Source organism: Nioella aestuarii (genome assembly GCF_050896395.1).
Lineage (GTDB): Bacteria > Pseudomonadota > Alphaproteobacteria > Rhodobacterales > Rhodobacteraceae > Nioella > Nioella aestuarii.
On the sequence record NZ_JBPBBA010000001.1, the window covers coordinates 35611 to 60923 of the forward strand.

The following is a 25313-nucleotide window of genomic DNA, read 5'->3' on the forward strand; positions in this document are numbered from 1 at the left end:
GAAAAATGGACTGGTTTACCAACGCTCTGACAACCATCTTCCGGGCGCCGATTGACCCGAGCATCCGCTTTGCGCTGATCTACATCGCGCCAACAATTGCCCTCGCGTTCATAATCTGGCTGGCCCGCGGACGGCCCGCACCCTTCCTGTCCTGGCTGGTTCCAAAATCGGTCTATACACACAAATCGAACTGGGTGGATATCAAGCTATTCCTCGCCAACCACATTCTGGGCGCGGTTGGATTCTTCGGGGCCGTGGTATTCATTCCGTTCGTTGCATTCAAAGTGGTGGTCGCCCTGGCCAGTATCACCGGCGAGGGCTATAGCCTGCCGCCCGTGACCTTTGCCCGCACGGCGCTGTTGACGGTCATAATCGTCGTCGTGAACGACTTCTCAAAATACTGGTCACACCGCATCTGTCATGAATGGCAGTCGCTGTGGCCCTTCCACGCGGTGCACCATTCTGCGGATGTGCTGACTCCTGTCACGGTCGCCCGTGTCCACCCGGTGGAAGTCTTGATCCGCAACATCATGGCCAGTGTCGTCGTAGGCATTGTGCAGGGCCTGGCGCTCTATGCGATCGTGGGACAGGCAAACCTTCTGGCAATCGGCGGCGCGAATGTCTTCTATGTTGCATTCAACGCGCTTGGGTCGAACTTCCGTCATAGCCATATCTGGATCAGCTATGGCCGTGTGATGGAGCATATCCTGATCTCGCCCGCTCAGCACCAGATCCACCACTCTGCCGCGAAGAAGCATTTCAACAAGAACTACGGCTCGATCTTCGCGCTTTGGGACTGGATGTTCGGCACGCTCTACATCCCCGACAGCTATGAAGATCTGACCTATGGTGTCGCGGATCGTCAGGGCAACCTGAAAGAGCAACCCCACCCAACCCTGCGCGCGGCGATGGTGCTGCCCTTTGTGGAAAGCTGGCAGGCGGTGAAGGAGCGTTTTGGCGCGAAACCGGAAACTGGCGAGTCCGCAGCGCCCCATCACCCGGCGGAGTAAGGCGCATGACACGTGGCTTTTCCCTCTGGCTCGACGCGATCCGCGCGCTTGCCGCCTTTGCTGTCCTCTTTGGGCACATGGCCCATATCCGGTTTACCCGGGGCGACTACTATGTCCTGCGCGAATGGAACATCGCCTCTGATGCTGTTGTTGTGTTTTTCGTCATCTCCGGCCTTGTCATTGCCTTTGCCGCGGAACGCGATGGCGATCTGCGCACCTACAGCTATAACCGCGCCACGCGAATTTTCACGGTGATGGTCCCAGCCCTGATCCTGACGCTTGTTTTTGATGCCATCGGAACCCGCATTACGATGGATGCCTATCCACTCGGCTACTACCAGCATCTGAGCTGGTCGGAATTCCTGTTCCGTGGCCTGACACTGACCCCGCAATGGATTGGAGCCATGGAGCCGGTGCGCCTTGGCTCGAATGGCCCGATCTGGTCACTCTCATACGAGGTGGCCTACTACATAATCTTCGGTTTTGCCGTGTTTCTGTCCGGGGCAAGGCGACTGCTTCTGATTGCGCTGGTCGCGTTTCTGGCAGGCATACCGATTTTGGCCCTGATGCCCGCCTGGCTGCTTGGTGTACTGGTCTGGCGCAGGGTCTCCAACCCCGACGCAGCCGCATTGCCCCGACCGTTGGCCTGGGGGCTGGCAATCGGTGCACCGGCTGCCATGGTGGTGCTGAAATGGGTGGGCGTTGCGGATGCGCTGGCAGCTCTGACCGCGCAGGCTTTCACGCAGGCCGATTACCGCGCCGTGCTCCTTTATTCCGACGAGGTTCTGTGGAACAGCCTGCTGGCGGTTCTGATGGCGCTGCATTTGCTCGGGGTCGTGCCGTTGCTGGCGGCAAGCAACTGGCGAGAGTCAGAACGTCTTGCCCGCGTAATTCGCTGGCTGGCCGGGGGCAGTTTCTCTCTTTACGTGATGCACTACCCGACGCTGCAGCTGCTGGACGCGTGCCTGCCAGAGAACTTGCCGTTATATGATCTTTGGCTGCTCGGGATAACGCTGGCGGTTTGTTTCGGTTTTGCCGCCCTGTTCGAGCGCCCCTTGAAGATCTATCGCCGCTGGCTGGCCGCCCTAATACGTCGCCCCGCAGCGGTGCCGGCTGAATGAAGTCGGACTAGCTGATCTAGGCGGCCCAAGCGCCTTGCAAGGCGCTTCCAAGGCCGTTCGAACGGCCTTCCACCGAAAACATAAGCCCGGGCGCGTTGCCCGGGCTTCTCACATTTCATCTTCACGCAGAGTGTCCAAGGGATGTGCTGGGGGTGCTGGGTGGCACCCACCTGGTTTACTAGCCAGCCAGCTGCTCCATCACCTCGTCGGAAATCTCAAAATTCGCAGTGACGCGCTGGATGTCGTCATCGTCCTCCAGGACTTCGATCAGCTTCATCAGCTTCTGCGCGCCATCCAGATCCAGCTCGGTCGTGGTTGTGGGCTGCCAGATCAGCTTGGCCGTTTCAGACTCACCCAGGGTCTCTTCCAACGCGGTCGACACCTCGTTCAGATCCGTATCTGCGCAGGTGATGACGTGATTTTCCGCAGTGGTCTCCACGTTCTCGGCACCGGCCTCGATCGCGGCTTCCATCACGGTATCCTCATCGCCCACGGACAACGGATAGATGATCTCGCCCTTGCGTTCGAACATGAAGGACACTGACCCGGTTTCGCCGAGGTTGCCGCCGTTCTTGCCAAAGGTCGACCGCACGGTAGAGGCAGTACGGTTGCGGTTATCGGTCATCGCTTCGACGATCACGGCAACGCCGCCCGGGCCGTAGCCTTCATAGCGGATTTCTTCGTAATCATCGCCACCAGCAGCCTGGCTCTTGTCGATCGCGCGCTGGATCACGTCCTTGGGCACGGATTGCGACTTGGCTTCCTTGACCGCCAGACGCAGACGCGGGTTCTTGTCCGGGTCGGGATCACCCATCTTGGCGGCCACGGTGATTTCCTTGGCCAGCTTGGAAAACAGCTTGGACCGCAACGCATCCTGGCGTCCTTTACGGTGCTGGATGTTCGCCCATTTTGAATGGCCTGCCATCACGCTTCTCCTGAAATACTTGATCGGCGCGGTTCTACTGCAACCCAAAGGGGTCGCGCAAGCGGGGTTTCACAACGCCTTCGCGACGCCATGGATCATACGAATGCCGTTTTCAAACACCATGCCTGGCACCCGACTCAGCTATGTCTTGCCCAGAACCCACGGGAGGACCTGACCCATGATGATCTACCCCACTATCGAACTGCAGAACGGCCGCTGCGTCAGCCTTCATCGCGGCCGCATCAACGAGCCGCAGATTTGGCATGTCGATCCGATCGCCAAGGCAAAGAGCTTCGCCGCCGATGGGGCCGAATGGATGCACATCACGGATCTGGATTGGGTCGTTGGCGGAGACGGAAGCGCTGAGTTGGTTGAAGAGGTCATTCGTCAAGCCGGCATTCCGGTGCAGGTCGGCGGAGGTTTCCGAAGCCTCGATTCCATAGACAAATGGATCGACAAGGGCGCGGGCCGGATCGTGGTCAGTTCGCTTGCCGCCCAGAACCCCGGTATCGTCAAACAAGCGGCCAAGCGCTATCCCGATCAGATCGTCGTTGCTGTTGACGTGTTCCAGGGCAAATTGATGACAAACGGCTGGCGCGACACTGCGGCGATCACTCCGGCAGATTTCATCGCAGCTTTCGACGAAGACCCGCTCGCTGCTTTCATTGTCACCGACATCGACGCCGATATCGAAGACAGCGACGGCTCGCTCGGGGTTATTTCGCAATTGGCCGACGGGGCCCGTGCCCCCGTCATCGCCCGCGGGTTGTCGCGCAGCCTCGATGATATTGCGCGGCTGAAATACGTTCAGCACATCTCTGGCGCGATCATCGGCAGGGCGCTTTTCGACAAAAGCATCGAGCTCAGCGATGCGCTGGCCGTCGCCAAGGCACGCCCCGGCCCCACGGCAGAGTTCATCTGACCCCGTGACGCCCCGGTCATGGCGCGCTAAGACTGCGCCATGACCACTGACCAGATCCTTCTGTTTTCGCTTTTCGGTATCGTCTTCGGCCTGCTGTTATGGGGCCGCTTTCGCTATGATCTTGTGGCCTTCGGGGCGCTGATGATCGCGGTCGTGTTGGGGCTGGTTCCCGCAAGCGATGCTTTCGCGGGCTTCGGACATCCCGCCACGCTGGTCGTGGCACTGGTGCTGGTTGTCTCTGCCGGGCTGGTTCGCTCCGGCGCGGTTTTCCTGATCACCCGCACGCTCGTGGATGCCAGCCGCTCACTCGGCGCCCATATCGCGATCATGGGCGGCGTGGGCGGGGTGCTGTCGGCGTTCATGAACAACGTCGCCGCTCTGGCGCTGCTGATGCCGGTCGATATCGCCACCGCCCGCAAAGCAGGCCGCAGCCCCGGCCTGTCGCTGATGCCTCTGTCCTTCGCGACGATCCTGGGCGGCATGGTCACACTCATTGGGACGCCCCCCAACATTATCATCGCCGCGATCCGAGAGGAATCGCTAGGCGAGTCCTTTGGCATGTTTGACTTTGCCCCCGTGGGCGGGGCCGCAGCCATCGCCGGTCTTGCCTTCGTGGCCTTTATCGGTTGGCGCTTTATCCCGATCCGCGACTCCGGCGTGGGCGGCGACGCGCTAGGGGAATTGGCCCCCTACATTTCCGAACTTAGCGTCCCCGAGAACAACAAGCTGGTGGGCACCCGCCTGCGCGACCTGCTGGAGCCCGCAGAAAAGGCCGATGTGGCGATCCTTGGCCTCGTGCGTGACGGCAAACGACGCTTCGGCATGGGGCGCAACCTCGTGCTTCAGGCGGGCGATATCCTGGTGCTGGAGGCGGTGCCCGAGGCGCTTGATGAATTCCGTACCGCGCTAAAGCTCGACTTCGCGCCAGAAGGGCACCCGATTGAGGATGCCGTAGGCGAAGGCGTAAGCCTTGTGGAAATGGTCGTCACCGACAGCAGCCGCATCGCAGGGCGAACTGCGCAGGCCATCGGGCTTGGCTGGCGCAAGCGCACGGTTCTGATGGGTATCTCGCGCAAGGGCCAGCGAATGACCAAGCGGCTGCGCCAGACCATCATTCAGCCCGGCGACATCCTGCTGCTGCTGACGCCGTCCGATACAGGCGAGGATGTGGTGGACTGGCTTGGCGGGCTGACGCTTGCCGACCGGGGGCTTTCCGTCACCCGCGACAGCAAGACCTGGGCCGCCATCGGGTTTTTCGCGGGTGCGGTGATCGCGGCGTCGCTCGGGCTGGTTTACCTGCCGATTGCGCTTGGATTGGTCGTCGTGGCCTATGTTCTGTTCAAGATCCTGCCGCTGGCAGAGATCTATGACCATATCGAATGGCCCGTGGTGGTGCTGCTCGGCTCCATGATCCCGCTTGGCGCGGCGTTGGAATCCTCTGGCGGCACCGAGTTGCTGGCGCAGGGGCTGGTCTCGATCAGCGAGGGCTGGCCCGCATGGGGCACGCTGACACTGCTCATGGTCGTCACCATGACGCTGAGCGACGTGCTGAATAACACCGCCACGGCGATTGTCGCGGCGCCCGTTGGCATCCGTATGGCCGAAACGCTAGAAGTGAACCCAGACCCGTTCCTGATGGCCGTCGCCGTGGCGGCCTCAGCGGCCTTCCTGACCCCCATTGGCCACAAGAACAACACGCTGGTGCTTGGCCCCGGCGGCTATGGCTTTGGCGATTACTGGCGTATGGGCCTGCCGCTGGAGATCATCGTCATCGGCGTCTCGATCCCCACGATCCTGCTGGTCTGGCCGCTTTAACGTCCCTCGCGCAACGCAGCGAGATTGTTCAGCGTCAGCGCCCCCAGAACCACAGTACCCCCCGCCAGCGTCCAGGCACCGGGGAATTCTGCCAAGACAAGCCACACCAGTAGCGGGCCAAAGACCGCCTCCAGCAGCATGATCAGCGAGACGTCAGCCGGTGGCAGATAGCGCGGCCCGAGGCTGAGCAATGCCGTGGCCCCCGGTGTAACGATCAGCGCGATCAGGGCCACGAAGGGGACGGAAACGGCAGGAACCGCTAAACCCGGCGCAAGGACGAGCGAAACCCCCATAGCGAAAAACCCGGCAATGGCCATGGCAGGCACCATGGAGAGCGTCTTCTTTTGCCCCGCAATTGCAAAAATCACCGCCCAGGACAGAGCCGTGACCGCGGCGGCGAGATCGCCCAAAAGATCCCCCTGCCCGCCCCCGGCGCTGCCCATGGCGATGATCCCAATCCCGACGAGCACGGCAATGATTGTGGCCCAGGTTCGTCGAGGCACCTGCTGTCCCAGGACGACCCGCGCGATCAAGGCCGAAAAGACCGGCATCGTGGCGAGGATGAAAAGCGTATTGGCCGCGAGCGTGTGGCCGACCGAATAGAGAAAACTCACATTCCCGATGGTATAGCTGAGCCCGATCGCCAGCCCTGCCAGCCCCACCCCCTTGAAGGCCCGCAAGACGCCGCGCCCTTGCGTGACAAGCAGCCACAGCGCGATCATGCCCCCCATGCCTGCGCCGCGCCAAAACATCAGCGTCCATTCCGGCAGCCCGGCCAGCCGGATCAGCAGGACGTCGGGCGAGAGGATCAGAACACCGGTCAGGGTGAGCCACAGGCCCTTGGCATAGTCGCTCACCCCCGCGTCCTCATAACGTCCAGATCAGCGGAATGACGAGGCTGACAACGATCCCAAGGCTCAGGTTCAAGGGGATGCCGATCTTCATGAAGTCGGTGAAGCGATAGCCGCCGGGACCGTAGACCAGCATATTGGTCTGGTATCCAATCGGCGTTGCGAAGCTGGCAGAGGCCGCGATCATTACCGCGATCACCAGCGGGCGCGGATCGACACCGATGGCGGTGCCAAGCCCGATGGCGACAGGGGTGATCACCACGGCGACGGCGTTGTTCGACACAAGCTCGGTCAGGATCGAAGTGATCAGGTAGATCACCCAGACCAGCACGAAGGGCGGCAGATCCCCCAGCCACGGGGCGAGCGCGTTCACGATCAGCTCCACCGCGCCGGTGTGTTCCAACGCGGCCCCGATGGCGAGCATGGCAAAGATCAGCGCCAGCAGGCGGCCGTCGACGAAGGAAAACGCCTCCTCCGCGTCGATGCATCGGGTGATCAGAACCGCCGCGACGGCCAGCACGGACAGCAGGAAAATGGGGGCCACGCCCAATCCCGCCAGCACCACGATCCCCACCATCGCGGCAAAGGCAATCGGCGCGTGGCGGCGGCGATAGGCGCGCTCGGTCGGGGCGGTGATGTCGACAAGGTCCATATCGGCGGCAAGGCGCTGGATGTCGCCGGGGTCACCTTCCAGCAGCAGCGTATCACCGACCTGCACGATCAGTTCGTCCAGCTGCCGCCCGATATTCTGGTTCCGCCGGTGCACCGCCAGCGGGTAGACGCCATAGCGCCGCCGCAAACGCAGTGACCCAAGCGAACGGCCCACCATACGGCAGCCCGGCGAAATCAGCACCTCCACCGTCGTGGTCTGCACCGAGGACAGCTTGTCCACCGTCCGCAGATCCTTGCTTTGCTGAAGGCCCAGAACCTCGGCCATATCGGTGCGCAGAACCACGCGGTCCCCGGCCTTGAGGACCACAGCCGCCATATTGCGGCGCAGCGAGGCATCGCCTCGCAGAACGTCGATCAGGCGCACGCCTTCGCGTTTGAACAGGTCCACCTCGTTCACGTTCTGGCCAATCAGGGCGCTGTCCTCTGGCAGGGCGACCTCGGTGAAGAACTTCATCTTCTTGCGGCCCGTCAACATATCGGCCATCGAGCTGCGATCGGGCAGCAGGCGCGGCCCGACAAGGGCCATGTAGGCCATGCCGTAAAGCACCACGACAATGCCCACGGGCGTGACCTCGAAAATCGAAAACGGCACCAGTCCTTGCGCACGGGCCACACCATCGACCAGCAGGTTCGTCGAGGTGCCTATCAGTGTCAGCGTGCCGCCCATGATCGCGCCATAGGACAGCGGGATCAGCAGTTTCGAAGCAGGCCGGCTAAGCGACCGGGCAATCTGCACGAAGACCGGGATCATGACCACGACGACGGGCGTGTTCGAAACGAAGGCCGATGCGATGACCACGAAACCAAGCAGCGCTGCCAGAGCGACCTTGGGCTGGGTTTTGGCCTTGGCCTCTGCCAGATGTGTGAAGCTGGCCAACGCCCCGGTGCGCACAAGCGCGCCCATGACGATGAACATCGCGGCAATAGTCCAAGGCGCCGGATTCGACAGGACCGACAGCGCCGCGTCATAGGGCAGAAATCCGGCGGCCAGCAATGCCGCCGCCCCGGCGATGGCCACAACCTCCGCCGGAAAGCTTTCACGCACGAACAAAACAAACATCACGGCCACGACGCCGAGGGTCATAACCCCCTGCATGGTTGGCGATAGGAACTCAGCAAGCATCGGCGATCCCGTCCCGATTGGTCAGCGGCCATCATTCCCGAGCGGCACGGGATGGGCAAGAGGATCCTTCGCGCGCGGTTGAACAAGCGCGATCCCGGTCAGCATCAGAGCAAACGCCGCCCAAACCCAGGGCGAATAGGATTCGCCAAGCAATATCCACGACCAGCCCACGCTGAACCCGGTCACCAGATAGGATATCTGCACCGCAAAGACCGGCCCGCCGCGCCCGACCAGCCAGACATATCCCGCATAGCTGAGCGCATGGGCAATCGAAGAGATCACCACAGCCAGATCCGGCATCCGGTAGGGCGGCAGAGGGGATATCCATTCGCCCGACAGCAGTGCAATGGGCAGCGAGATCACAATCCCCACAAGCGACGCCCCAAACAACACCTGCACCGCATCCAGCGTCTCTGGTTGGTGACGGGCCACATAATTGCCTTCGAAGGCATAGAATGCAGGTGCGATCAGCCCCACCGGAACCCAGGCCAGCATGGCAGGATCGGGCAGGCTGGTCTCTGGCAGCATGATCATGGCGATGGCTGCAAGACCGAAGCTGAGACCGACGAGACGCTTGGTCGAGAACCGGTCATTGCCCCAGGCCAGCGCGATTGGAAAGGCGATCATCGGCACCGTGGCGATGCAGAGCGCAAGGATGCCGCCGGGCAGGTGAATGGCCGCCGTATAGCTGGCAGTGTTGGGCAGAAGCGTGCCGATGAGGGCAATAATCAGGTAAAACCGCAATGCACGCGGATCGGTTGGCAGGCCGCGTCCAGTCATTCGGTTGATGACGCCCAGAACCAACGCACCAAGGACGAACTGCCAGAAGATAATGCCGATATGGCGATAGCCCTCGCTGACCGCTATCTTGCCCATGGGAATGGAGATGCCCCACCCCATGGCGCAGGCCAGCAGCACCGCCACCAGCCAGAGTTTCTCAGAGCGCGCCATCCGGCTCCGCCTGTTGCAGCCGCCCGCCAATGCGGATCGGGGCCACGCGCAAAGCCTTGCCTGTCTTGTCATCAGTTTCGACAAACACGCCCGAAAGGGTGGCCTCGCCCGCGGCGGGGGTGAAACGCTCTTTCGGCATTCCGGTTATGAAGCGGCGCAGGGGTTCACCCTTTTCCATGCCGATCACGCTGTTGTAGTCGCCGCACATGCCCGCATCTGTCAGGTAAGCCGTGCCGCCGGGCAGAACCTGCGCGTCACCAGTCGGCACGTGAGTGTGGGTGCCGACAACAAGGCTCGCCCGCCCATCACAGAAATGACCGACGGCCATTTTCTCTGACGTCGCTTCGCAATGGATATCGACAATGATCGCGCTTGCGAGTCCACCAAGCGGATGGCTGCGCAAGACCCCCTCAACGGCCGAGAACGGGTCCGAGAAGGGGCGTTTCATGAACACCTGACCAAGGGCCTGCATCACCAGCACCTTGCGCCCGCCCTTGGCCTCGAACAGCTGAAAGCCGCGCCCCGGCGCGGTCTTGGCATAATTCATCGGCCGCACGATGCGCGGTTCCTTGTCGATGAACTGCAGCATGTCGCGCTGATCGAAGGCGTGATCGCCTAGGGTCAGGCAATCAACCCCGGCGGCCAGCATGGTTTCCGCGTGGCTTTGCGACAGGCCATGGCCCGAGGTTGCGTTCTCACCATTGACCACGACAAAGTCGAGCCGCCAATCGGTTTTCAGCCGGGGGAGTGTTTCGGTGATGCCAGCACGCCCCGCGCGCCCCATCACATCGCCAAGAAAAAGCAATCTCATGTCCAAGGCTTAGGCGGTTCGGCGCGAGGCGGCAAGTGGTCGGCTGCGTTTGCCGTCAGGCAGAGGGCCGTACCGAGTAGGTGGCATCATAGCTGACCGGAAAATTAACAGATCGGGCGATGTAGCACACCTCGTGAATACGGCCATGAATCTGGTCCGCCGCATCAGCGTCTGATCCGGGCGCGAGCATGATCCGCGGCCGCAACGTGGCTGACAGAAACCGCCCGGCACCGGAGGGCAGGCTTTCCCCCACCGCCAGCGGCTCGTCCTCATAGCACTCAACCACGATCCCTGCATCGCTGGCCAGATGCAGGAACCACAGCATGTGGCAGGCAGACAGCGCCGCGATCAGCATGTCCTCGGGGTTGTGAAGGGTCGGATCACCACCAAGAAGCGGGTCGTTGGAACAGTTGATCACCGGCTTTCCCGGGGTCTCTACATTCCATGTCCGGTCATAGCCACGATAGCTTGCCGTCCCCTGCCCCCGGTTTCCCGTCCAGACGATACGCGCGGTGTAGTCGTGTTTGGCCATTGGCTGTCTCTCCGAGAATTCGCAAATCCTAGCGCAATACAGCGCCGGGACCAGCCCCGTCAGGGCCGGAAGACGCCTGCCTCGGTCACCACCGCATCGAGCAACTGGTCCGTGGGTTCCACCACCAACCCCTCCAGTTCCTGCGCTGCGTAGGCGAAGCCGATTGCGCGGGTGGGACGCTTGGCGCGCAGCCCTTCCAGCGTCCGGTCATAGAACCCGCCACCATAGCCCAAGCGGTTGCAGCCCCGGTCGAACGCCACTAGCGGTGCGATGACGATTTCGGGTTCCAGCCAGTCTCCATTTTCTGGCACCTGCGCTCCGAAAGGGCCATCGACCATCCGGCAACCGGGCCGCCATTCGCGGAACTTGAGCGGCTGACCATTGGCCTCGATCACCGGTACGCAGATGCGATTTACCTCGGCCAACGCGGTCATGGCCGGCGTTGGATCAAGCTCGGTCCGCATAGCCATGTAGGCGGCAATGACCTTGCCTGTCACGGGGCCGATCTCTTTCAACAATGCGGAATAGGCGTCCTCGACGGACGCGCGTTCAAAGGCCCCCGCCCGGGCGGCAAAGGCCTGCTTGCGGAGAGCGTTTTTTCGGGCGGTCAGGTCCATTCTGGCCTTTCTCTTGCACTTCGGCGGCAAGCGGGGTTTCCTGCGCCGAAAGATACTCCTGCAATGGGAAAACTCATGCTGACATTCGACCATCTGGCCATTTCCTGCGACAGGCTTGCCAACGGTGTCGCCCATGTCGAGAGCCAATTGGGCGTGACACTGGCCCCCGGTGGGGAACACGCCGCCATGGGCACCCATAACCGGCTGCTGTCGCTTGGGGCAGATGAATACCTGGAGGTCATCGCGATCAACCCAGATGCCCCCGGCCCTGATCAGCCGCGGTGGTTCGACATCGATAATTTCGCAGGCCAACCCCGCATGACCAACTGGATTTGCCGTTGTCCCGACCTGAACGCCGCGCTTGCAGCCGCGCCGAAAGGGGCGGGAGAGCCCTGGGACCTAGAACGGGGCGATCTGCGATGGCGGATGGCCGTGCCAAAGGACGGCAAGCTGCCCTTCAACAACTGCTTTCCGGCGATGATCGAATGGCAGGGCAGCGCCCATCCAGCCCCGCGCCTGCCCGACCATGGCATTCGCATGACCGGGATCACCCTGACCCATCCCGAAGCCGCTGCCCTATCGGCCACGCTGGCCCCCATGATCACCGATCCGCGCCTGTCTATAGTAGCCGGCCCCGCCCCGGCGCTTTCGGTCGAGTTGACCGGTCCAAAGGGAACCATCCGCCTGTGATCCGCACCGCCCGACCTGCTGACGCGCCTGCCATTGCGGCGATCTGGAACCACATCATTCGCGATACGGTGGCCACCTTTACCACTGAAGAAAAGCAACCCTCGGCAATTGCCGGAGCGATGGCTTCACAGCCCTATTGGGTTGCCGAAGACGCGAGCACCGTTGTGGGATTTGCCACCTATTTCCAGTTCCGGGGCGGGCCGGGCTACGTCCATACGATGGAACATTCTGTACATATCACGCCCTCGGCCCAGGGCCGGGGGCTGGGGCGCGCCCTGATGGCCGCTATGGAAGACCATGCCCGCAAGGCCGGGGTGCATTCGCTTTTTGCAGGCATCTCGGGTGAAAACAGTGCCGGACTCGCCTTTCACAGCGCGCTTGGCTATGCCCACACGGCACGGCTGCCGGAGGTGGGGCGAAAATTCGGGCGATGGCACGATCTTGTGCTGATGCAGAAATTCCTCTGACATTCCCGGCCCATCCGGGGTAAAAGTCCTACATGTCTTTGTGGTCCCGTATCAGTGACGCGCTTTCAGCCCTCGCCTCTGGTGAAGGGCTTGGCGCGATGTTCGACAAGCTGCGCAAGCCGCCGGAATTGACCGTTGGCTTTGCGATTGCCGTAATCGCCCTCGGCGCAAAAATGGCCAAGGCCGATGGTCTGGTCACTCGAAACGAGGTTACTGCCTTCCGAGAGGTTTTTGCCATTCCGCAGGCCGATGAAAAATCGGCAGCCCGCGTCTTCAACCTGGCACGCGAGGACGTTGCCGGGTTCGAGGATTACGCCCGCAAGATCGCCACAATGTTCGAAACCGACAGCGCCGTGTTGACGGACCTGATGGACGGGTTGTTTCACATTGCCGTGGCTGATGGCGAATACCACCCGGCGGAGAACGCCTTTTTGGAAAGGGTCGCCGAGATCTTTGGCATGTCCAAACGGGATTTTGCCGCCCTGCGCGCCCGGATCGTGCCCGATGCCGATCCAGACCCCTACACCGTTCTGGGCGTCGATCCGACGATGTCCCTTGATGACATCCGCAAGGCATGGCGGCGGCTGGTCGTGGAAACCCATCCTGACCGGATGATGGCGCGCGGCGTCCCCGAGGAAGCCGTTCAGCTGGCCCAGACCCGGTTGATCGCCATCAACAAGGCATGGGAAGAGATCGAAACCCACCACGGGAGCTAGGCCAGTGCGCATCGCAACCTACAACGTCGAATGGTTTGCCAATCTCTTCGATGACGACGGCGCTTTGCTGGATGACGGGCAGTGGTCCGGCCGCCAGGATGTGACGCGCGGCGAACAGCTGGCCGCCCTGTCCTTCGTATTTCAGCGTCTGGATGCGGACGCCATTCTGGTCGTCGAAGCACCGGACAGTTCGCGCCAGCGAAATGGCAGCTTGGCCTTGGAAAAATTCGCGGCCCACGCCGGTATCCGGGCGCGCAAGGCCCTGATCGGGTTCGAAAACCACACGCAGCAGGAATTGATGCTTCTTTACGATCCCGACGTGATGGAAGCGATTCACGATCCGATCGGCGAAGAGACCGGCAAGAAAGGCGCGCGTGTTGCACCGCGTTTTGACGGAACCTACCGGATCGACCTCGACATCGACGCGACTGAGGATCTGGTGAAGTTCTCCAAACCGCCGCTGGAGGCGCTGATCGACAGTGCTGAGGGCACGTTTCGCCTGATTGGAGTTCATGCGAAGTCCAAAGCCCCCCATGGCGCACGCAACCGTGACGAGATGCTGCGGCTGGCCATCGCCAACCGGCGAAAGCAATTGGCGCAATGCATCTGGCTGCGCGAACGGGTGGATCATCACCTCGACATGGGCGATCCGCTGATCGTGGCGGGGGACTTCAACGATGGCCCGGGGCTTGACGAGTTCGAACGGCTGTTTGGCCGGTCGGGGCTGGAGATTGTTCTGGGCACAGATCTGGACGCCGAAGATCAGCTGTATGATCCACATGCGGAACAGGCGCTGCAATCACGGCTCGGCGCACAGCCTACCACCGCGCGTTTTTATATTCGCGACGAAGACCGTTTCCTGACGGCGCTTCTGGATTACATCATGGTCAGCCCGGTCCTGCGCCCGTTCTGCAGGGGCTGGCGTATCTGGCACCCGTTTGAAGACCCTTCGTGCTGGAGGAATGAAACCCTGCAACGCGCATTGTTGGTCGCGTCGGACCATTTCCCGGTGACGATGGAGCTGAACGGGCCTTTCCCCGCCCCGGTCAGCGGCTGACCCCTTCAAACCGGGTGCCGTTGCGCATATCTTATGGCCTATGAAACACGCCATCCCCCTTGCCCTGTTCATCGCCCTCACCACCCCTGCCGCAGCGCAGGAAAGTGGGGAAGACAGCAATCTGCGCGAAGGTTGGGGCCTATTGTCAGAGGGCTCTCGCCTGATCCTGGAAGGGTTGGCCGAGGAAATGCGCCCCTTCGTGGATGAACACCTGCTGCCGATGATCGCCGAACTTGGCGCTCTGATTGACGACGTCGCCCTGTATGAGCTGCCAGAACGGTTGCCCAATGGCGATATCATCATCCGCCGCCGTGTACCGCAGGACCCCGAAACCGGCGAAGAGCTCGATCCGGTCGAGGACCCGGTTGATCTTTAGACATCGAATTCCCGACCTGATGCGCGGCCTCCATTGCACTTTGCCCATGGGGCTGCCTATCTGTAGCCCGTGCAATGCAAGAGAGGTTCCCAATGCAGTTCTCCACCATCCCGATGCCCCTGCCCGTCCGCGATGCAAATGCTGGTGGAGGGGCCGATAATCTGGGGGATCTTCCGGAATGGGACTTGAGCGATCTCTATCCTGCCACGGATGCCCCCGAGATCGCGCGCGACAAGGACTGGCTGGCCAAGGAATGCGCCGCTTTTGCCGCTGACTACGAAGGCAAGCTGGCCGATCTGTCGGCCGACCAGATGCTGGAAGCCGTGCAGCGCTATGAAAAAATCGACCTGATTGCCGGGCGGCTGATGTCCTTTGCGGGGCTGCGCTATTATCAGCACACGACCGACCCGGAACGGGCGCAGTTCATGTCAAACATGCAAGAGGCGATCACCGTATCCACAACGTCGCTGGTCTTCTGGGGCCTGGAGTTCAACCGGCTGGAAGACGCGCATTTCGAAGGGCTGATGGCGGCCAATGCCGATCTCGCCCGATACCGCCCGATCTTTGACCGGATGCGCGCGATGAAGCCCTACCAGCTGTCTGATGAGCTGGAGAAGTTCCTGCACGATCAGTCGATGGTGGGGGCTGCCGCGTGGAACAAGTTGTTTGATGAAACCATCGCCGGGCTTACCTTCGATGTCGACGGCGAGGAGCTTGGCATCGAGGCCACTCTGAACCTGCTGACCGACCAGAACCGTGACCGGCGCGAAGCCGGTGCGCGGGCGCTTGCCGCGACCTTCGGCGAGCGGATCGGGCTGTTCGCCCGCGTCCACAACACGTTGGCCAAGGAAAAGGAAATCGAGGATCGCTGGCGCAAGCTGCCCACCCCGCAGACGGGCCGCCACCTTGCCAACCACGTCGAACCCGAGGTGGTAGAGGCGCTGCGCAATGCCGTCGTCGCCGCCTATCCGCGCCTGTCGCATCGCTATTATGCGCTGAAGGCCAAGTGGTTGGGTCTTGATACGCTGGAGGTCTGGGACCGCAACGCGCCCCTGCCGATGGAAGATGACCGGCTGGTGGGATGGGATGAGGCGCGCAAGGTCGTGTCCGAGGCCTACGCCGATTTCGACCCCCGCATGGCGGAGCTGGCTGAGCCCTTCTTTACCGATGGCTGGATCGATGCGGCCGTGAAAGAAGGCAAGGCCCCCGGCGCCTTCGCCCATCCAACCGTCGCCGATGCCCACCCTTATGTGATGCTGAACTATCTGGGCAAACCGCGGGACGTGATGACGCTGGCCCACGAGCTTGGCCATGGCGTGCATCAGCGACTGGCGGCGGGTCAGGGTGAACTGCTGTCCTCCACCCCGCTGACGCTGGCGGAAACCGCGTCGGTCTTCGGTGAGATGCTGACCTTCCGCAAGATGCTGTCGCGCGCCAAGTCGGACGCCGAACGCAAGGTGATGCTGGCTGGCAAAGTCGAAGACATGATCAACACGGTCGTGCGCCAGATCGCGTTCTATGACTTCGAGTGCAAGCTGCACGCCGCCCGTGCCGAAGGCGAACTGACGCCCGACGACATCAACGCGCTGTGGATGTCCGTGCAGGCCGAAAGCCTTGGGCCGGTCTTCAACTTCATGGACGGGTATGAGACCTTCTGGGCCTATATCCCCCATTTCGTGCACTCGCCCTTCTATGTCTATGCCTATGCCTTTGGCGACGGCCTCGTGAATGCGCTTTACGCGGTCTACGAAGAAGGCGGCGATGACTTCCAGGAGAAGTATTTCGACATGCTGAAGGCGGGCGGATCCAAGCACCACAAGGAACTGCTGGCCCCGTTTGGCCTGGACGCGTCCGACCCCGCCTTCTGGGACAAGGGCCTGTCCATGATCGAGGGCTTCATCGACCAGCTGGAGGCTATGGAAGGGTGATCACGATCTCTGACCTGCCGCGGGATCGGGGGGCAGAGGTTTCGCACCTCGCCCTCGGCCCCGGTCAGGCGGATTTCGTAGGGGTCATTGACAATATGGTGAAAGACCCCTCGCCAGACCGCGACTTCCACGCGGTGCGCGAGGGGGACACTGTGGTCGGTTTCTTCAAGATCGACCGCGGCTATGCGCCTTTCCATGACTTTGCTCAGGCTCATGGCTGGGGCCTGCGCGGTTTGCTGATCGGCGCGCAGTATCAGGGCCTAGGTCTGGGGCGGGCAATGCTGGCGGTACTTCCGGGGTACCTGCGGGCGCGCTACCCGTCGCAACGGCTGTATTATCTGACTGTAAATTGCCGGAACACGCGCGCCTACAGCGCCTATCTTTCTGGCGGCTGGATGGATGCGGGTGCGCTTTATCATGGCGGTAGCTCCGGCCCTCAGCACATTTTGCAGCTGGATCTGCCATGAATGCCTCCGACAGATGGGCCGCGATCCGAATGCGCTTGAAGCGCGGGTTGGTCTGGATCAGGTCGAGCGTGCCTGCGGGATTGCGGCTGGTTCTGGGGCTGCTGTTGATCATCGGTGGCGTCTTTGGCTTTTTGCCGATTCTGGGATTCTGGATGATCCCGTTCGGGATCGCCGTGGCGGCACTCGACATCAAACTGATCTGGCGGGCATTCCGGCAAGGTAGATAACCCCTTCCCTAGCGTTAGTCTTTGTTCAGCTCCGAAACCCACTTAGGTTTTGCGCATCGTTTTGTGGGAGGATTTCATGGTTCAGGTCATTGGCAAATGGATCGGACGGCTGCTTTGGCTTTTGGTGATCGGCGTGGCGCTGTTCCTGATCTTCGCACCGGCCTATGTGGAACGGTCCCGCAATGCGGTTGCGCCCCATGATCCCTATCCGGTGTCAGATGCGGCCGCAGCCCTGCACGCCCGCCTGACCATTGGTGACTGGCACGCAGACAGTCTGCTGTGGAATCGCGACCTGAACGAACGCGGCACCCGCGGGCATGTCGATATCCCGCGCCTGCTGGAGGGCAATGTCGCCCTGCAGGTTTTCACCGCCGTGACCAAGAGCCCGGCGGGCATGAACTACCATGAGAACTCGGCCGATTCTTTCGACAACATCACGGCGCTTGCCATGGGGCAGCTCTGGCCGATGCGGACCTGGGGCAGCCTGTCGGAACGCGCGCTTTACCAGGCCGAGCGGCTACATGGCTTTGCCGCGGCCTCCGACGGGCGGCTGAGGGTCGTGACGACAGAGGCCGACCTTGATGCGCTGCTGACGGCACGGGCCGAGGGGCAGACCGTCGTGGGAGGGATTCTCGGCATCGAAGGTGCGCACGCGCTAGAGGGCGACATGTCCAATCTCGACCGGCTCGAGGCGGCAGGGTACCGGCTGATCGGGCTGCACCATTTCTTCGATAACGAATTGGGCGGGTCGCTGCATGGCGAGGCCAATGCCGGGCTAACCGATTTTGGGCGCGCGGTTGTGGAACAGGTGGTGGCACGCGGCATGGTGTTGGACCTCGCCCATTCCTCGGAACAGGTGGCGCGCGACGTGGTGGAGATGACCGATATCCCGCTGGTGGTCAGCCACACCGGCCTGCGCTCTGCCTGCGATGTACATCGGAACTTCCCCGATGACCTGATGGCCGAGATCGTTGCCAACGGGGCCGATCTGGGTGGCGGCGTCATCGGCATCGGCTACTGGGCCGATGTGACCTGCGATGACAGTCCCGAAGGGGTTGCCGCGGTGATCATGGCCGCGATCGAGGTGGTGGGAGAAGATCACGTATCGCTAGGGTCTGATTTCGACGGGTCCGTTGCAACGGCGTTCGATACGTCGGAACTCGCCGCGCTGACCGATGCGCTGCTGCGCGCCGGGGCAAGCGAGGATCAGATCGCGAAGGTCATGGGCGGGAATATGCTGCGTGTCTTGCGGGCCCGCTTGAACTGATTTCCAACAGCGCGGCCGGGCGGCAGAAAAGTCTTGCAAGACTTTTTCAAGGATCTTCGAAGATCCTTCCACCGCTCTATTTCAGCTGACTGTCTTTCGATCCCCGCCGATTGATCCCGCCACGCGCCTTGAACGCCCCGTCGCGTTCCTCCTGGCAGTCGATGCACAGCTTCACTCCGGCAAGAGCCTTGCGCCGCGCCTCGGGGATTTCTTCATCGCATTCGGCACAATGGGTCAGGCTTTCGCCCTGCGGCTGCGCCCGGGCTTTCATCCGCTTCAGTTCATCCTCGATCGAGGCTTCGATCTGTTCTGATACCGCGCCGTCGCGCGCCCATCCTCCGGCCATGTCCCCGATCCGCATGAGTTGCTGACCGGCCGACGATAGCAGAGCCACCCCCACTCCCGCTAGAGCAGGCTGACAGACCCGTCATTCTCATCCTTCGCGGACCGGGATGGGGCAGAGGCCGGGCTTGGATTGCCGATGGGGATCTTTGGAGGTGGCGCGCCCGGCATTCCGACCGTCGGCTGGTTCATCATGAATTGCGGGGCGGGTTTCGGCTTTGGCAACTCTCCGCGCAATTCGCGGATCAGCGTGTAATGGTCCGCCATCTTGTTCACCACTTGCCCAAAGGTCGCCTCTGCCTTTTGCAGGTACCCATTCCACAGATTTGCCGGCAGATTCCCGTTCCGTCGGAAGGACGGCGCCGGGTAGTCGGTATTGTAGACCTGCTTGCCAAGCAGCACCGCCTGATAGGTCGCGTAGCTGAACAAAACCTCGGTTTCCAGATCCAGCGGTCCGGGCACGGCGTAGCGCCATAGCTCCAGGTTCTCGGCCAGTCGGTCCGGCACTTCCAGCTCTTCGCGCGCGTCGATCCAGTATTGGCTGTCGGTCCGGTTCCCAAGCGCGTAGTGCAGGCAGATAAAATCCCGCACCTCGTCATAAAGCTTGCTGGTCAGTGTGTTATATCTGGCCCTCAAAGGCTCTGGATAGCTCTTGTCAGGGAAGTAGCTGGCCAGCCAGCGGATCGACATATCGATCATGTGAATGGCGGTCGATTCCAGCGGCTCGATGAACCCGCCAGACAGCCCCACGGCCACCACGTTCTTGACCCAGGCATTGCGGTTGCGCCCGACCCGCATCGGGATCACGCGTGGTTCTACCCCGTTCCAGGTGTCGCCAAGATGCGCGATGAACTCGTCCCGGGCCTCTTCATCCGTGCGATGCGCCGAGGAATAGACATAACCCGTACCAATCCGGTTATAGAGCGGCACCCGCCAAACCCACCCCGCCCCAAGCGCTTAGCTGCGGGTCAGTGACGGGATCTTGGTCGGATCTGGATGCGGGATCTGCACCGCCATGGCCCGGTCATTGGCCAGGAAGTTGGAATAGGAAATGAAGGGCTCTTTCATCACCTCGTTGATGATCAGCCCCTTGAAGCCGGTGCAGTCGATCACAAGCTCGGTCTCATGGCGCCCCGTTTCGGTCAGTTGGAGGGCGCTGACATAGCCGTTTTCGTCCTGTTCCACATGCACCACATCCTCCTCGATATGCTGCACACCGCGCGACTTGCAGATGTCGCGGATCATGTTGGCAAAGCGCCCTGCGTCGAGGTGGTAGGCGTGCCCCACGGGCATCGCGTAGGGCTTTTCGCCCAAAGGGCGTGGCCCCTTGTAAGCCTCTCCAAGTGCCACTGAAGGCGAAAAGCACTGGATGAAATCGCGTTTGCCCGCGCCGTATTTCAAATAGTAGTCCGCCAGATCAACCCCGGCGATCACCTGAGGATGGGCAAAGGGATTGACGTAATCTATCTGCTTGCCGTTCTGGTCCACGTTCCAGTTGGCGAACAATACCCCAAGCTTGAACGAGGCATTGCACGTTTTGAAAAAGTCCTGCTCGGAGATGCCCGCCATCCGCAGCGTCCGCAGCATGTTGGGCACGGTCGCCTCGCCCACGCCCACGGTCGGCACATTGGGGGACTCGATCAGGGTGATCTTCATCGTCGCATCGGGACGCGTCAGATCACCGAAATTCGATTGCAGGATCAGCGCGGCCATCCATCCGGCGGTGCCCCCGCCGACAATGGTTATGGATTTAATCGGGTCGGACATCGCAACCTCCCACCGGTCTTCTGGATTCCAAAGAAGCCTAGGGGGAAATCCTTTCCGGGTCAAAATTTGCGCGGTTTAGTGGTGTCTCAGGTCATTTCGCCTGAGAAAGCAGCCTCCAGCGCGGCTTGCGTTCCCCGCGAAAATTCCAGAGGCACAGGATAGGCGGCCCCTTCGCGGATCGTGCGTCCGAAAGCCTCTACCTGATTGACATACTGCCGTGCGGACGGAAAACGGTGCAGGCGTTCCTCGCCATCCGCACGCACCACGCGCACCGATGCCTCACGGTGGACAACCGGATTGAACGGCGCGAGCAGTTCGATGAACCCTTCGGTGCCGTGATAGGTCACGACCTGCCGGTTCGGGGCCTCCATGCTCATGTAGATGGAGCAGGTTGCCCCCCCGAAATTGGCCCATATCCGTGCCGAGACATCGACGCCGTTCTGCCAGCCAAAGCGGGATTGCACGTTTTCAGGCTCCAACCCTGTCACCAGTCGGGCAGAGCCGAGCGTATATACACCGATATCGCGGGTCACACCCCCGCCGAGATCCGGGTTGAGGCGGATATTGCCGCCATCCCTCAGACGGAAAGTGAAATAGCCGTCGATGTGAAGCAGATCCCCAATCGCGCCTCCCTGCACCAGATCGCGCACCATCTGCCATTGTGGGTGATGGGGAATCATGTAGGCCTCAGCGATCAGAAGCCCGGTTTCATCGCGCAGTGCGATCAAACGCTCGACCTCGTCCAACGTCATCGCAATCGGCTTTTCCGTCAGCACATGCTTGCCCGCGCGGGCGGCTTTTTCCGTCCATTCCACATGCATCGAATTGGGCAGCGGAATATAGATCGCGTCGATCTCCGGGTCGGCCAACAGCGCGTCGTAGCTGTCATGAATCCGCAACCCCGGGGCAAGCGCCGCGAAACTCGCAGCTTTATCAGGGCTCGACGTGGCCAGAGCGGAAAGCACCGCGTTTTCAGCATTATGGATGGCGGGGGCCATGGTTGATCGCGCGAAATTCGCAGCGCCAAGCACGCCCCAACGGATCGGATAGGTCATAACAGTCATCTCCCGGTTCGCCTGAACAAGACCATAAAAAAGGCCCGCCGAAAAGGCGGGCCCACACTGGTTACCTGGGATTCTCTTATGCCGGGGCGAGAACGCCCTGTTCCCGCGCCAGTTCGCGCATCCGCTTTTGCAGCTTCTCGAACGCGCGCACTTCAATCTGGCGGATCCGCTCGCGGCTGACATCGTAGACAGTCGACAAATCCTCAAGCGTCACCGGCTGGTCCTGAAGGCGACGCTGAGTCAGGATATCCCGCTCGCGCTCGTTCAGGACTTCCATGGCCTCTTCCATAAGCGCGAGGCGGTGCTGCATTTCATCACGTTCGGCATAATCACCGGCTTGATCTGCATCTTCGTCTTCCAACCAGTCCTGCCACTGGGTCGCGCTATCGCCCTCGGTGCCGATCATGGCATTGAGCGAAGCATCACCACCCGACAGACGCCGGTTCATCGAGATCACCTCATCCTCGGTCACACCGAGATCATGCGCGATCTGCGCCACGTTTTCCGGCCGCATATCGCCGTCTTCCAGCGCGCCGATGCGAGCCTTTGCCTTGCGCAGATTGAAGAACAACTTCTTCTGCGCGCTCGTCGTACCAAGCTTCACCAGCGACCAGGACCGCAGAATGTATTCCTGGATCGAGGCGCGAATCCACCACATGGCATAGGTCGCCAAACGGAAGCCTTTTTCGGGGTCAAACCGCTTCACGGCCTGCATCAAGCCGACATTGGCCTCGGAAATCACTTCAGCTTGCGGCAGACCGTAGCCGCGATAGCCCATGGCGATCTTGGCGGCCAGACGCAGGTGCGACGTCACCATCTGATGGGCGGCATCGGTGTCTTCGTGGTCGACCCACCGTTTGGCCAGCATGTATTCCTGCTCCGGCTCCAGCATCGGGAACTTGCGGATTTCCTGAAGGTAGCGGTTCAGGCCCTGTTCCGGCGAAGGTGCCGGGAGATTTGCATAGCTGCTCATGTTTTCGGATCCCCTGTTCGACATCCTCAGATGTAAATCTGATTAACTTAGGTGGATATGGGAGTATTAATGACCCTGTTCAAGAGCCATACGGCGATTTCACCACACATTATCTTGCTAAACACGCGCACCGCAATCCATGTTACAGTGTTTTCACGTGCAATTGCGCACAACTTACCGGGCAGTTTCGCGAAGTTTTTCGAGAAGTGACGCCATGTCCTCGGGCAGAGGGGCTTCAAAGCTCAGGTATTCGCCACTGACAGGGTGCACGAAACCAAGCGTCGCGGCGTGCAGGGCCTGGCGTGGAAAGCTGTTCAGCTCCTCTGCCAGTGCCTCGCCCATCACCTTCGGGGCCACTTTCCGCCGACCACCGTAGGTCTGGTCGCCAATCAACGCATGTCCCGCATGGGACAGGTGCACCCGAATCTGGTGGGTGCGGCCGGTTTCCAACCAGCAATTGATCAGCGCCACCGCGCCGAACCCTTCCTCGACCCGCGCCCGCGTCACCGCGTGACGCCCCCCGGAAAACAGCACCGCCTGCCGCTGCCTGTCGGTCTTGTGGCGGGCAAGCTGCGTGGTGATCTTCAGGATGCCACCCATTTCGAAGCTGGTGCCGCGCACGCCGCGCAACCGGGGATCAGAGGCATCGGGCTCCCCATGACAAAGCGCAAGGTAATGCCGGTCGACCGTGTGCTTCTCGAATTGCGCCGCAAGCCCGTGATGGGCACGATCGGACTTGGCCACGACCAAAAGGCCCGACGTGTCCTTGTCGATCCGGTGCACGATACCGGGCCGCTTTTCGCCGCCGACACCAGACAGGTTGCCACCGAAATGATGCAGGAGCGCATTAACCAGCGTGCCCGAAGGCGTGCCGGGGGCAGGATGCACCACCATGCCCACGGGCTTGTTGATCACGATCAGGTCGTCATCCTCATAGAGGATCTCCAGCGGGATATCCTCTGGCATCGTCGCCACATCGGCGGCTTCCTCGACGGTGATCTCGACCAGATCATCCTCGGCAAGCTTCGCCTTCGCATCCGTCACAACGGCGCCGTTCACGCGCACCATGCCGTCCGCGATCAGTTTCGCCAGTCGAGACCGGCTCAGCGATGCATCCTCTGGCACATCGCGGGCCAGTGCCTTATCAAGGCGCGGCGCAGGGTCCGGGCCGATACGGACCGAGACGATCTTGGACGAAAGGCCGGACATGCAAGACGCTCCGTTGACAGAGGACGACAAGGACCCGCTGAACCTGAGGGTGCTTCGCATCCTCGTGACGGTCCTGACGGTGGTGATGATTGTCGGGCTGATAGCGGTCGTGATCACCTTTGTCACCCGTTTCCCGGGCGGTGATGGTGTCAGCCTGCCCGATCAGGTGACTTTGCCCGAGGGCGTGCGCGCAAGCGCCGTGACCATGGGTGAGGGGTGGTATGCGGTTGTGACCGATGACGACCGCATCCTGATTTTCGACCGTGCCAGCGGTGAACTGCGTCAAAGCGTCGAGATCACGGCGCCCTAGTCGTCCAGCGCGGCAGCTGCGGCCCGCGACATCGGGCCAATCTGACCGTCGATCGCACCCAGATACAATCCGCGTTCTTGCAGGATCACCTGAAAGGCCATTGCCGTTGCCCGGTCCCATGGCGGTTCATAGCCGCCGATCCGCCCGCGCAAATCGTCCATGTCCACATCGCCGGTTTCCAGTGCCTGTACATAGAGCGCCGCCGCCTGATCCGGGTCGGCCTCTACCCCGCGCCCGCGTTCATAGAGAAAGCCAAGCGCCGCGATTGCATCGGGCAGACCGGCCTCAACCGCGCGTTCGGTCCAGCGGAACTGCTGTTCGGGATCGCCGGTGCCGGGGCCATCGAGCTCAGAATAGATGCGGGCCAGATCCAGGACCGCCTCGATATTCCCCTGTTCCGCAGCCATGGACAGATAGCGCGCCGCCTCGTCCCGGTTTGGGATGCCAAGCGAGGCATCTTCGCCGCCGGGAATGCCATCACCTGTCAGATAGGTTTGACCAAGCCGATACTGGGCAAAGTGATAGCCCCCATCAGCCGCCGCCCGCATCAGTTCCACCATGCGCCCGGTATCGCGCGGCACCCCGGCCCCGATCCGGTGCAAAAGGCCAAGCGTCATCTGACCGGCAGGGTCACCCCCTTCGGCGGCAGCGGCGAAATATCCGGCGGCCTCGTCCGCATCGCGGCGTAGGGGGCCGATGCCGAACAGGTGGTAGTCGCCAAGCTTGGTGTTCGCGGCCGCCAGACCCGCAGCGGCAGCGGCCTCAAACGCCGCCACGGCCTCTTCATGGTCGCCATCGGCCTGCCGGATTGCCCCGATATGGAACAGCACGACCGGATCCTCGCTGCCGTCCTCCAGCGCCTGTTCGCAATAGGGTGCTGCTTCTGCCAACGCCGCCTCCAACGCGTCTTGCGCCTCTGGGCTGACTGGCACACCAGAATTGGGCGGTCCGGCCGTCTCGACACACAGATCTGCGGCGGTTTCAGGCGCGGTTTGTGCGGCAAGCGTCAGGGGGCTGGCGGATAGCGCCAGGGTCATTGCAACCCGTGGCAGCGCGACGGAAAGAGAAATTTTCATGGCAGCAGACCGGTTTGTTATTGAAAT

Annotated in this window: 26 protein-coding genes and 1 pseudogene; 14 read left to right on the plus strand and 13 right to left on the minus strand. The window is 61.7% G+C overall.

Annotation, left to right across the window (positions count from 1 at the left end):
- Positions 1-5 precede the first annotated feature (5 nt).
- Both ACROHD_RS00190 and ACROHD_RS00195 read left to right on the plus strand, forming a co-directional pair.
- A complete protein-coding gene (locus ACROHD_RS00190; protein ID WP_432675227.1) occupies positions 6-1010 on the plus strand; it encodes a sterol desaturase family protein in 1005 nt (334 codons plus the stop codon).
- 5 nt (positions 1011-1015) lie between these two features.
- Positions 1016-2131 (plus strand): acyltransferase family protein, encoded by a 1116-nt coding sequence (locus ACROHD_RS00195; protein ID WP_432675228.1) that lies wholly within the window; start codon positions 1016-1018, stop codon positions 2129-2131.
- A gap of 178 nt (positions 2132-2309) precedes the next feature.
- Here the strand turns inward: ACROHD_RS00195 and ACROHD_RS00200 are convergent, their stop codons facing one another.
- A complete protein-coding gene (locus ACROHD_RS00200; RefSeq protein WP_432675229.1) occupies positions 2310-3056 on the minus strand; it encodes a YebC/PmpR family DNA-binding transcriptional regulator in 747 nt (248 codons plus the stop codon).
- A 178-nt stretch (positions 3057-3234) separates the two neighbouring features.
- Between ACROHD_RS00200 and ACROHD_RS00205 the strand changes: the two genes are divergently transcribed.
- Both ACROHD_RS00205 and ACROHD_RS00210 read left to right on the plus strand, forming a co-directional pair.
- Positions 3235-3978, plus strand: a complete 744-nt coding sequence (locus ACROHD_RS00205; RefSeq protein WP_432675230.1) for a 1-(5-phosphoribosyl)-5-[(5-phosphoribosylamino)methylideneamino]imidazole-4-carboxamide isomerase — start codon at positions 3235-3237, stop codon at positions 3976-3978.
- A 39-nt stretch (positions 3979-4017) separates the two neighbouring features.
- A complete protein-coding gene (locus ACROHD_RS00210; protein ID WP_432675231.1) occupies positions 4018-5793 on the plus strand; it encodes an SLC13 family permease in 1776 nt (591 codons plus the stop codon).
- On the opposite strand, the gene ACROHD_RS00215 is transcribed toward ACROHD_RS00210, so the two are convergent.
- The 6 genes from ACROHD_RS00215 to ACROHD_RS00240 are packed head-to-tail and all read right to left on the minus strand — an operon-like array spanning position 5790 to position 11485.
- Positions 5790-6650 carry a DMT family transporter gene (locus ACROHD_RS00215; protein WP_432675232.1) on the minus strand — a complete coding sequence of 287 codons (861 nt, stop codon included), beginning with the start codon at positions 6648-6650 and terminating at the stop codon, positions 5790-5792. The genes ACROHD_RS00210 and ACROHD_RS00215 overlap by 4 nt on opposite strands.
- 10 nt (positions 6651-6660) lie before the next feature.
- Positions 6661-8439, minus strand: a complete 1779-nt coding sequence (locus ACROHD_RS00220) for an SLC13 family permease (protein WP_432675233.1) — start codon at positions 8437-8439, stop codon at positions 6661-6663.
- 21 nt (positions 8440-8460) lie between these two features.
- Positions 8461-9390: a DMT family transporter gene (locus ACROHD_RS00225; protein ID WP_432675234.1), complete on the minus strand. Its 930-nt coding sequence runs from the start codon at positions 9388-9390 to the stop codon at positions 8461-8463.
- Positions 9377-10201 carry a TIGR00282 family metallophosphoesterase gene (locus tag ACROHD_RS00230; RefSeq protein ID WP_432675235.1) on the minus strand — a complete coding sequence of 275 codons (825 nt, stop codon included), beginning with the start codon at positions 10199-10201 and terminating at the stop codon, positions 9377-9379. The genes ACROHD_RS00225 and ACROHD_RS00230 overlap by 14 nt, the downstream gene beginning before the upstream one ends.
- Positions 10202-10256: 55 nt before the next feature.
- Positions 10257-10733 carry an OsmC family protein gene (locus ACROHD_RS00235; protein ID WP_432675236.1) on the minus strand — a complete coding sequence of 159 codons (477 nt, stop codon included), beginning with the start codon at positions 10731-10733 and terminating at the stop codon, positions 10257-10259.
- Positions 10734-10792: 59 nt separating this feature from the next.
- The gene (locus ACROHD_RS00240; RefSeq protein WP_490166571.1) at positions 10793-11485 is read right to left on the minus strand and encodes a 5-formyltetrahydrofolate cyclo-ligase; all 693 of its coding nucleotides are present in this window, start codon (positions 11483-11485) and stop codon (positions 10793-10795) included.
- On the opposite strand from ACROHD_RS00240, the gene ACROHD_RS00245 reads away from it, so the two are divergent.
- The 9 genes from ACROHD_RS00245 to ACROHD_RS00285 all read left to right on the plus strand — a co-directional run bounded on the left by ACROHD_RS00245 (position 11426) and on the right by ACROHD_RS00285 (position 18545).
- A complete protein-coding gene (locus tag ACROHD_RS00245) occupies positions 11426-12040 on the plus strand; it encodes a VOC family protein (RefSeq protein ID WP_432675238.1) in 615 nt (204 codons plus the stop codon). The genes ACROHD_RS00240 and ACROHD_RS00245 overlap by 60 nt on opposite strands.
- Positions 12037-12507, plus strand: a complete 471-nt coding sequence (locus ACROHD_RS00250; RefSeq protein ID WP_432675239.1) for a GNAT family N-acetyltransferase — start codon at positions 12037-12039, stop codon at positions 12505-12507. The genes ACROHD_RS00245 and ACROHD_RS00250 overlap by 4 nt, the downstream gene beginning before the upstream one ends.
- Positions 12508-12539: 32 nt before the next feature.
- The gene (locus tag ACROHD_RS00255) at positions 12540-13223 is read left to right on the plus strand and encodes a TerB family tellurite resistance protein (RefSeq protein WP_432675241.1); all 684 of its coding nucleotides are present in this window, start codon (positions 12540-12542) and stop codon (positions 13221-13223) included.
- Positions 13224-13227: 4 nt separating this feature from the next.
- Positions 13228-14280, plus strand: a complete 1053-nt coding sequence (locus tag ACROHD_RS00260; protein ID WP_432675242.1) for an endonuclease/exonuclease/phosphatase family protein — start codon at positions 13228-13230, stop codon at positions 14278-14280.
- A gap of 40 nt (positions 14281-14320) precedes the next feature.
- Positions 14321-14656, plus strand: a complete 336-nt coding sequence (locus tag ACROHD_RS00265; protein ID WP_432675244.1) for an AAA+ family ATPase — start codon at positions 14321-14323, stop codon at positions 14654-14656.
- A gap of 113 nt (positions 14657-14769) precedes the next feature.
- A complete protein-coding gene (locus ACROHD_RS00270; RefSeq protein WP_432675502.1) occupies positions 14770-16584 on the plus strand; it encodes a M3 family oligoendopeptidase in 1815 nt (604 codons plus the stop codon).
- Positions 16581-17051, plus strand: coding sequence for a GNAT family N-acetyltransferase (locus tag ACROHD_RS00275; RefSeq protein ID WP_432675245.1), 471 nt, complete (start codon positions 16581-16583; stop codon positions 17049-17051). Before ACROHD_RS00270 ends, ACROHD_RS00275 begins: the two co-directional genes overlap by 4 nt.
- Positions 17048-17278: a hypothetical protein gene (locus ACROHD_RS00280; protein WP_432675247.1), complete on the plus strand. Its 231-nt coding sequence runs from the start codon at positions 17048-17050 to the stop codon at positions 17276-17278. Before ACROHD_RS00275 ends, ACROHD_RS00280 begins: the two co-directional genes overlap by 4 nt.
- Positions 17279-17354: 76 nt before the next feature.
- Positions 17355-18545: a dipeptidase gene (locus tag ACROHD_RS00285; RefSeq protein ID WP_432675248.1), complete on the plus strand. Its 1191-nt coding sequence runs from the start codon at positions 17355-17357 to the stop codon at positions 18543-18545.
- 76 nt (positions 18546-18621) lie between these two features.
- Here ACROHD_RS00285 and ACROHD_RS00290 read toward each other — a convergent pair whose 3' ends face one another.
- The 5 genes and pseudogenes from ACROHD_RS00290 to ACROHD_RS00310 all read right to left on the minus strand — a co-directional run bounded on the left by ACROHD_RS00290 (position 18622) and on the right by ACROHD_RS00310 (position 23900).
- Positions 18622-18891: a DksA/TraR family C4-type zinc finger protein gene (locus tag ACROHD_RS00290; RefSeq protein WP_432675250.1), complete on the minus strand. Its 270-nt coding sequence runs from the start codon at positions 18889-18891 to the stop codon at positions 18622-18624.
- 59 nt (positions 18892-18950) lie between these two features.
- Positions 18951-20654: pseudogene (locus tag ACROHD_RS00295) on the minus strand (tryptophan halogenase family protein).
- Between the two features lie 86 nt (positions 20655-20740).
- Entirely contained in the window at positions 20741-21709 is a 969-nt protein-coding gene (locus ACROHD_RS00300) for a Gfo/Idh/MocA family protein (protein ID WP_432675252.1), read from the minus strand.
- Between the two features lie 85 nt (positions 21710-21794).
- The gene (gene rpoH, locus ACROHD_RS00305; protein ID WP_432675253.1) at positions 21795-22691 is read right to left on the minus strand and encodes an RNA polymerase sigma factor RpoH; all 897 of its coding nucleotides are present in this window, start codon (positions 22689-22691) and stop codon (positions 21795-21797) included.
- A gap of 174 nt (positions 22692-22865) precedes the next feature.
- Entirely contained in the window at positions 22866-23900 is a 1035-nt protein-coding gene (locus ACROHD_RS00310) for an RluA family pseudouridine synthase (RefSeq protein WP_432675254.1), read from the minus strand.
- On the opposite strand from ACROHD_RS00310, the gene ACROHD_RS00315 reads away from it, so the two are divergent.
- Complete coding sequence (locus ACROHD_RS00315) at positions 23899-24210, plus strand: DUF6476 family protein (RefSeq protein ID WP_432675255.1); 312 nt, start codon at positions 23899-23901, stop codon at positions 24208-24210. The genes ACROHD_RS00310 and ACROHD_RS00315 overlap by 2 nt on opposite strands.
- On the opposite strand, the gene ACROHD_RS00320 is transcribed toward ACROHD_RS00315, so the two are convergent.
- Entirely contained in the window at positions 24207-25286 is a 1080-nt protein-coding gene (locus tag ACROHD_RS00320) for a tetratricopeptide repeat protein (RefSeq protein ID WP_432675256.1), read from the minus strand. The two genes, ACROHD_RS00315 and ACROHD_RS00320, sit on opposite strands and share 4 nt — an antisense overlap.
- Positions 25287-25313 lie beyond the last annotated feature (27 nt).

Excerpts from the sequence above, each read along its gene's own strand:
- ACROHD_RS00190 (WP_432675227.1), top strand. The coding sequence starts at position 6 with ATGGACTGGTTTACCAACGCTCTGACAACCATCTTCCGGGCGCCGATT.
- ACROHD_RS00195 (WP_432675228.1), top strand. The coding sequence starts at position 1,016 with ATGACACGTGGCTTTTCCCTCTGGCTCGACGCGATCCGCGCGCTTGCC.
- ACROHD_RS00200 (WP_432675229.1), bottom strand. The coding sequence starts at position 3,056 with ATGGCAGGCCATTCAAAATGGGCGAACATCCAGCACCGTAAAGGACGC.
- ACROHD_RS00205 (WP_432675230.1), top strand. The coding sequence starts at position 3,235 with ATGATGATCTACCCCACTATCGAACTGCAGAACGGCCGCTGCGTCAGC.
- ACROHD_RS00210 (WP_432675231.1), top strand. The coding sequence starts at position 4,018 with ATGACCACTGACCAGATCCTTCTGTTTTCGCTTTTCGGTATCGTCTTC.
- ACROHD_RS00220 (WP_432675233.1), bottom strand. The coding sequence starts at position 8,439 with ATGCTTGCTGAGTTCCTATCGCCAACCATGCAGGGGGTTATGACCCTC.
- ACROHD_RS00225 (WP_432675234.1), bottom strand. The coding sequence starts at position 9,390 with ATGGCGCGCTCTGAGAAACTCTGGCTGGTGGCGGTGCTGCTGGCCTGC.
- ACROHD_RS00230 (WP_432675235.1), bottom strand. The coding sequence starts at position 10,201 with ATGAGATTGCTTTTTCTTGGCGATGTGATGGGGCGCGCGGGGCGTGCT.
- ACROHD_RS00235 (WP_432675236.1), bottom strand. The coding sequence starts at position 10,733 with ATGGCCAAACACGACTACACCGCGCGTATCGTCTGGACGGGAAACCGG.
- ACROHD_RS00245 (WP_432675238.1), top strand. The coding sequence starts at position 11,426 with ATGCTGACATTCGACCATCTGGCCATTTCCTGCGACAGGCTTGCCAAC.
- ACROHD_RS00240 (WP_490166571.1), bottom strand. The coding sequence starts at position 11,485 with ATGGGCGACACCGTTGGCAAGCCTGTCGCAGGAAATGGCCAGATGGTC.
- ACROHD_RS00255 (WP_432675241.1), top strand. The coding sequence starts at position 12,540 with ATGTCTTTGTGGTCCCGTATCAGTGACGCGCTTTCAGCCCTCGCCTCT.
- ACROHD_RS00265 (WP_432675244.1), top strand. The coding sequence starts at position 14,321 with ATGAAACACGCCATCCCCCTTGCCCTGTTCATCGCCCTCACCACCCCT.
- ACROHD_RS00270 (WP_432675502.1), top strand. The coding sequence starts at position 14,770 with ATGCCCCTGCCCGTCCGCGATGCAAATGCTGGTGGAGGGGCCGATAAT.
- ACROHD_RS00280 (WP_432675247.1), top strand. The coding sequence starts at position 17,048 with ATGAATGCCTCCGACAGATGGGCCGCGATCCGAATGCGCTTGAAGCGC.
- ACROHD_RS00285 (WP_432675248.1), top strand. The coding sequence starts at position 17,355 with ATGGTTCAGGTCATTGGCAAATGGATCGGACGGCTGCTTTGGCTTTTG.
- ACROHD_RS00290 (WP_432675250.1), bottom strand. The coding sequence starts at position 18,891 with ATGGCCGGAGGATGGGCGCGCGACGGCGCGGTATCAGAACAGATCGAA.
- ACROHD_RS00300 (WP_432675252.1), bottom strand. The coding sequence starts at position 21,709 with ATGACCTATCCGATCCGTTGGGGCGTGCTTGGCGCTGCGAATTTCGCG.
- rpoH (WP_432675253.1), bottom strand. The coding sequence starts at position 22,691 with ATGAGCAGCTATGCAAATCTCCCGGCACCTTCGCCGGAACAGGGCCTG.
- ACROHD_RS00315 (WP_432675255.1), top strand. The coding sequence starts at position 23,899 with ATGCAAGACGCTCCGTTGACAGAGGACGACAAGGACCCGCTGAACCTG.
- ACROHD_RS00310 (WP_432675254.1), bottom strand. The coding sequence starts at position 23,900 with ATGTCCGGCCTTTCGTCCAAGATCGTCTCGGTCCGTATCGGCCCGGAC.
- ACROHD_RS00320 (WP_432675256.1), bottom strand. The coding sequence starts at position 25,286 with ATGAAAATTTCTCTTTCCGTCGCGCTGCCACGGGTTGCAATGACCCTG.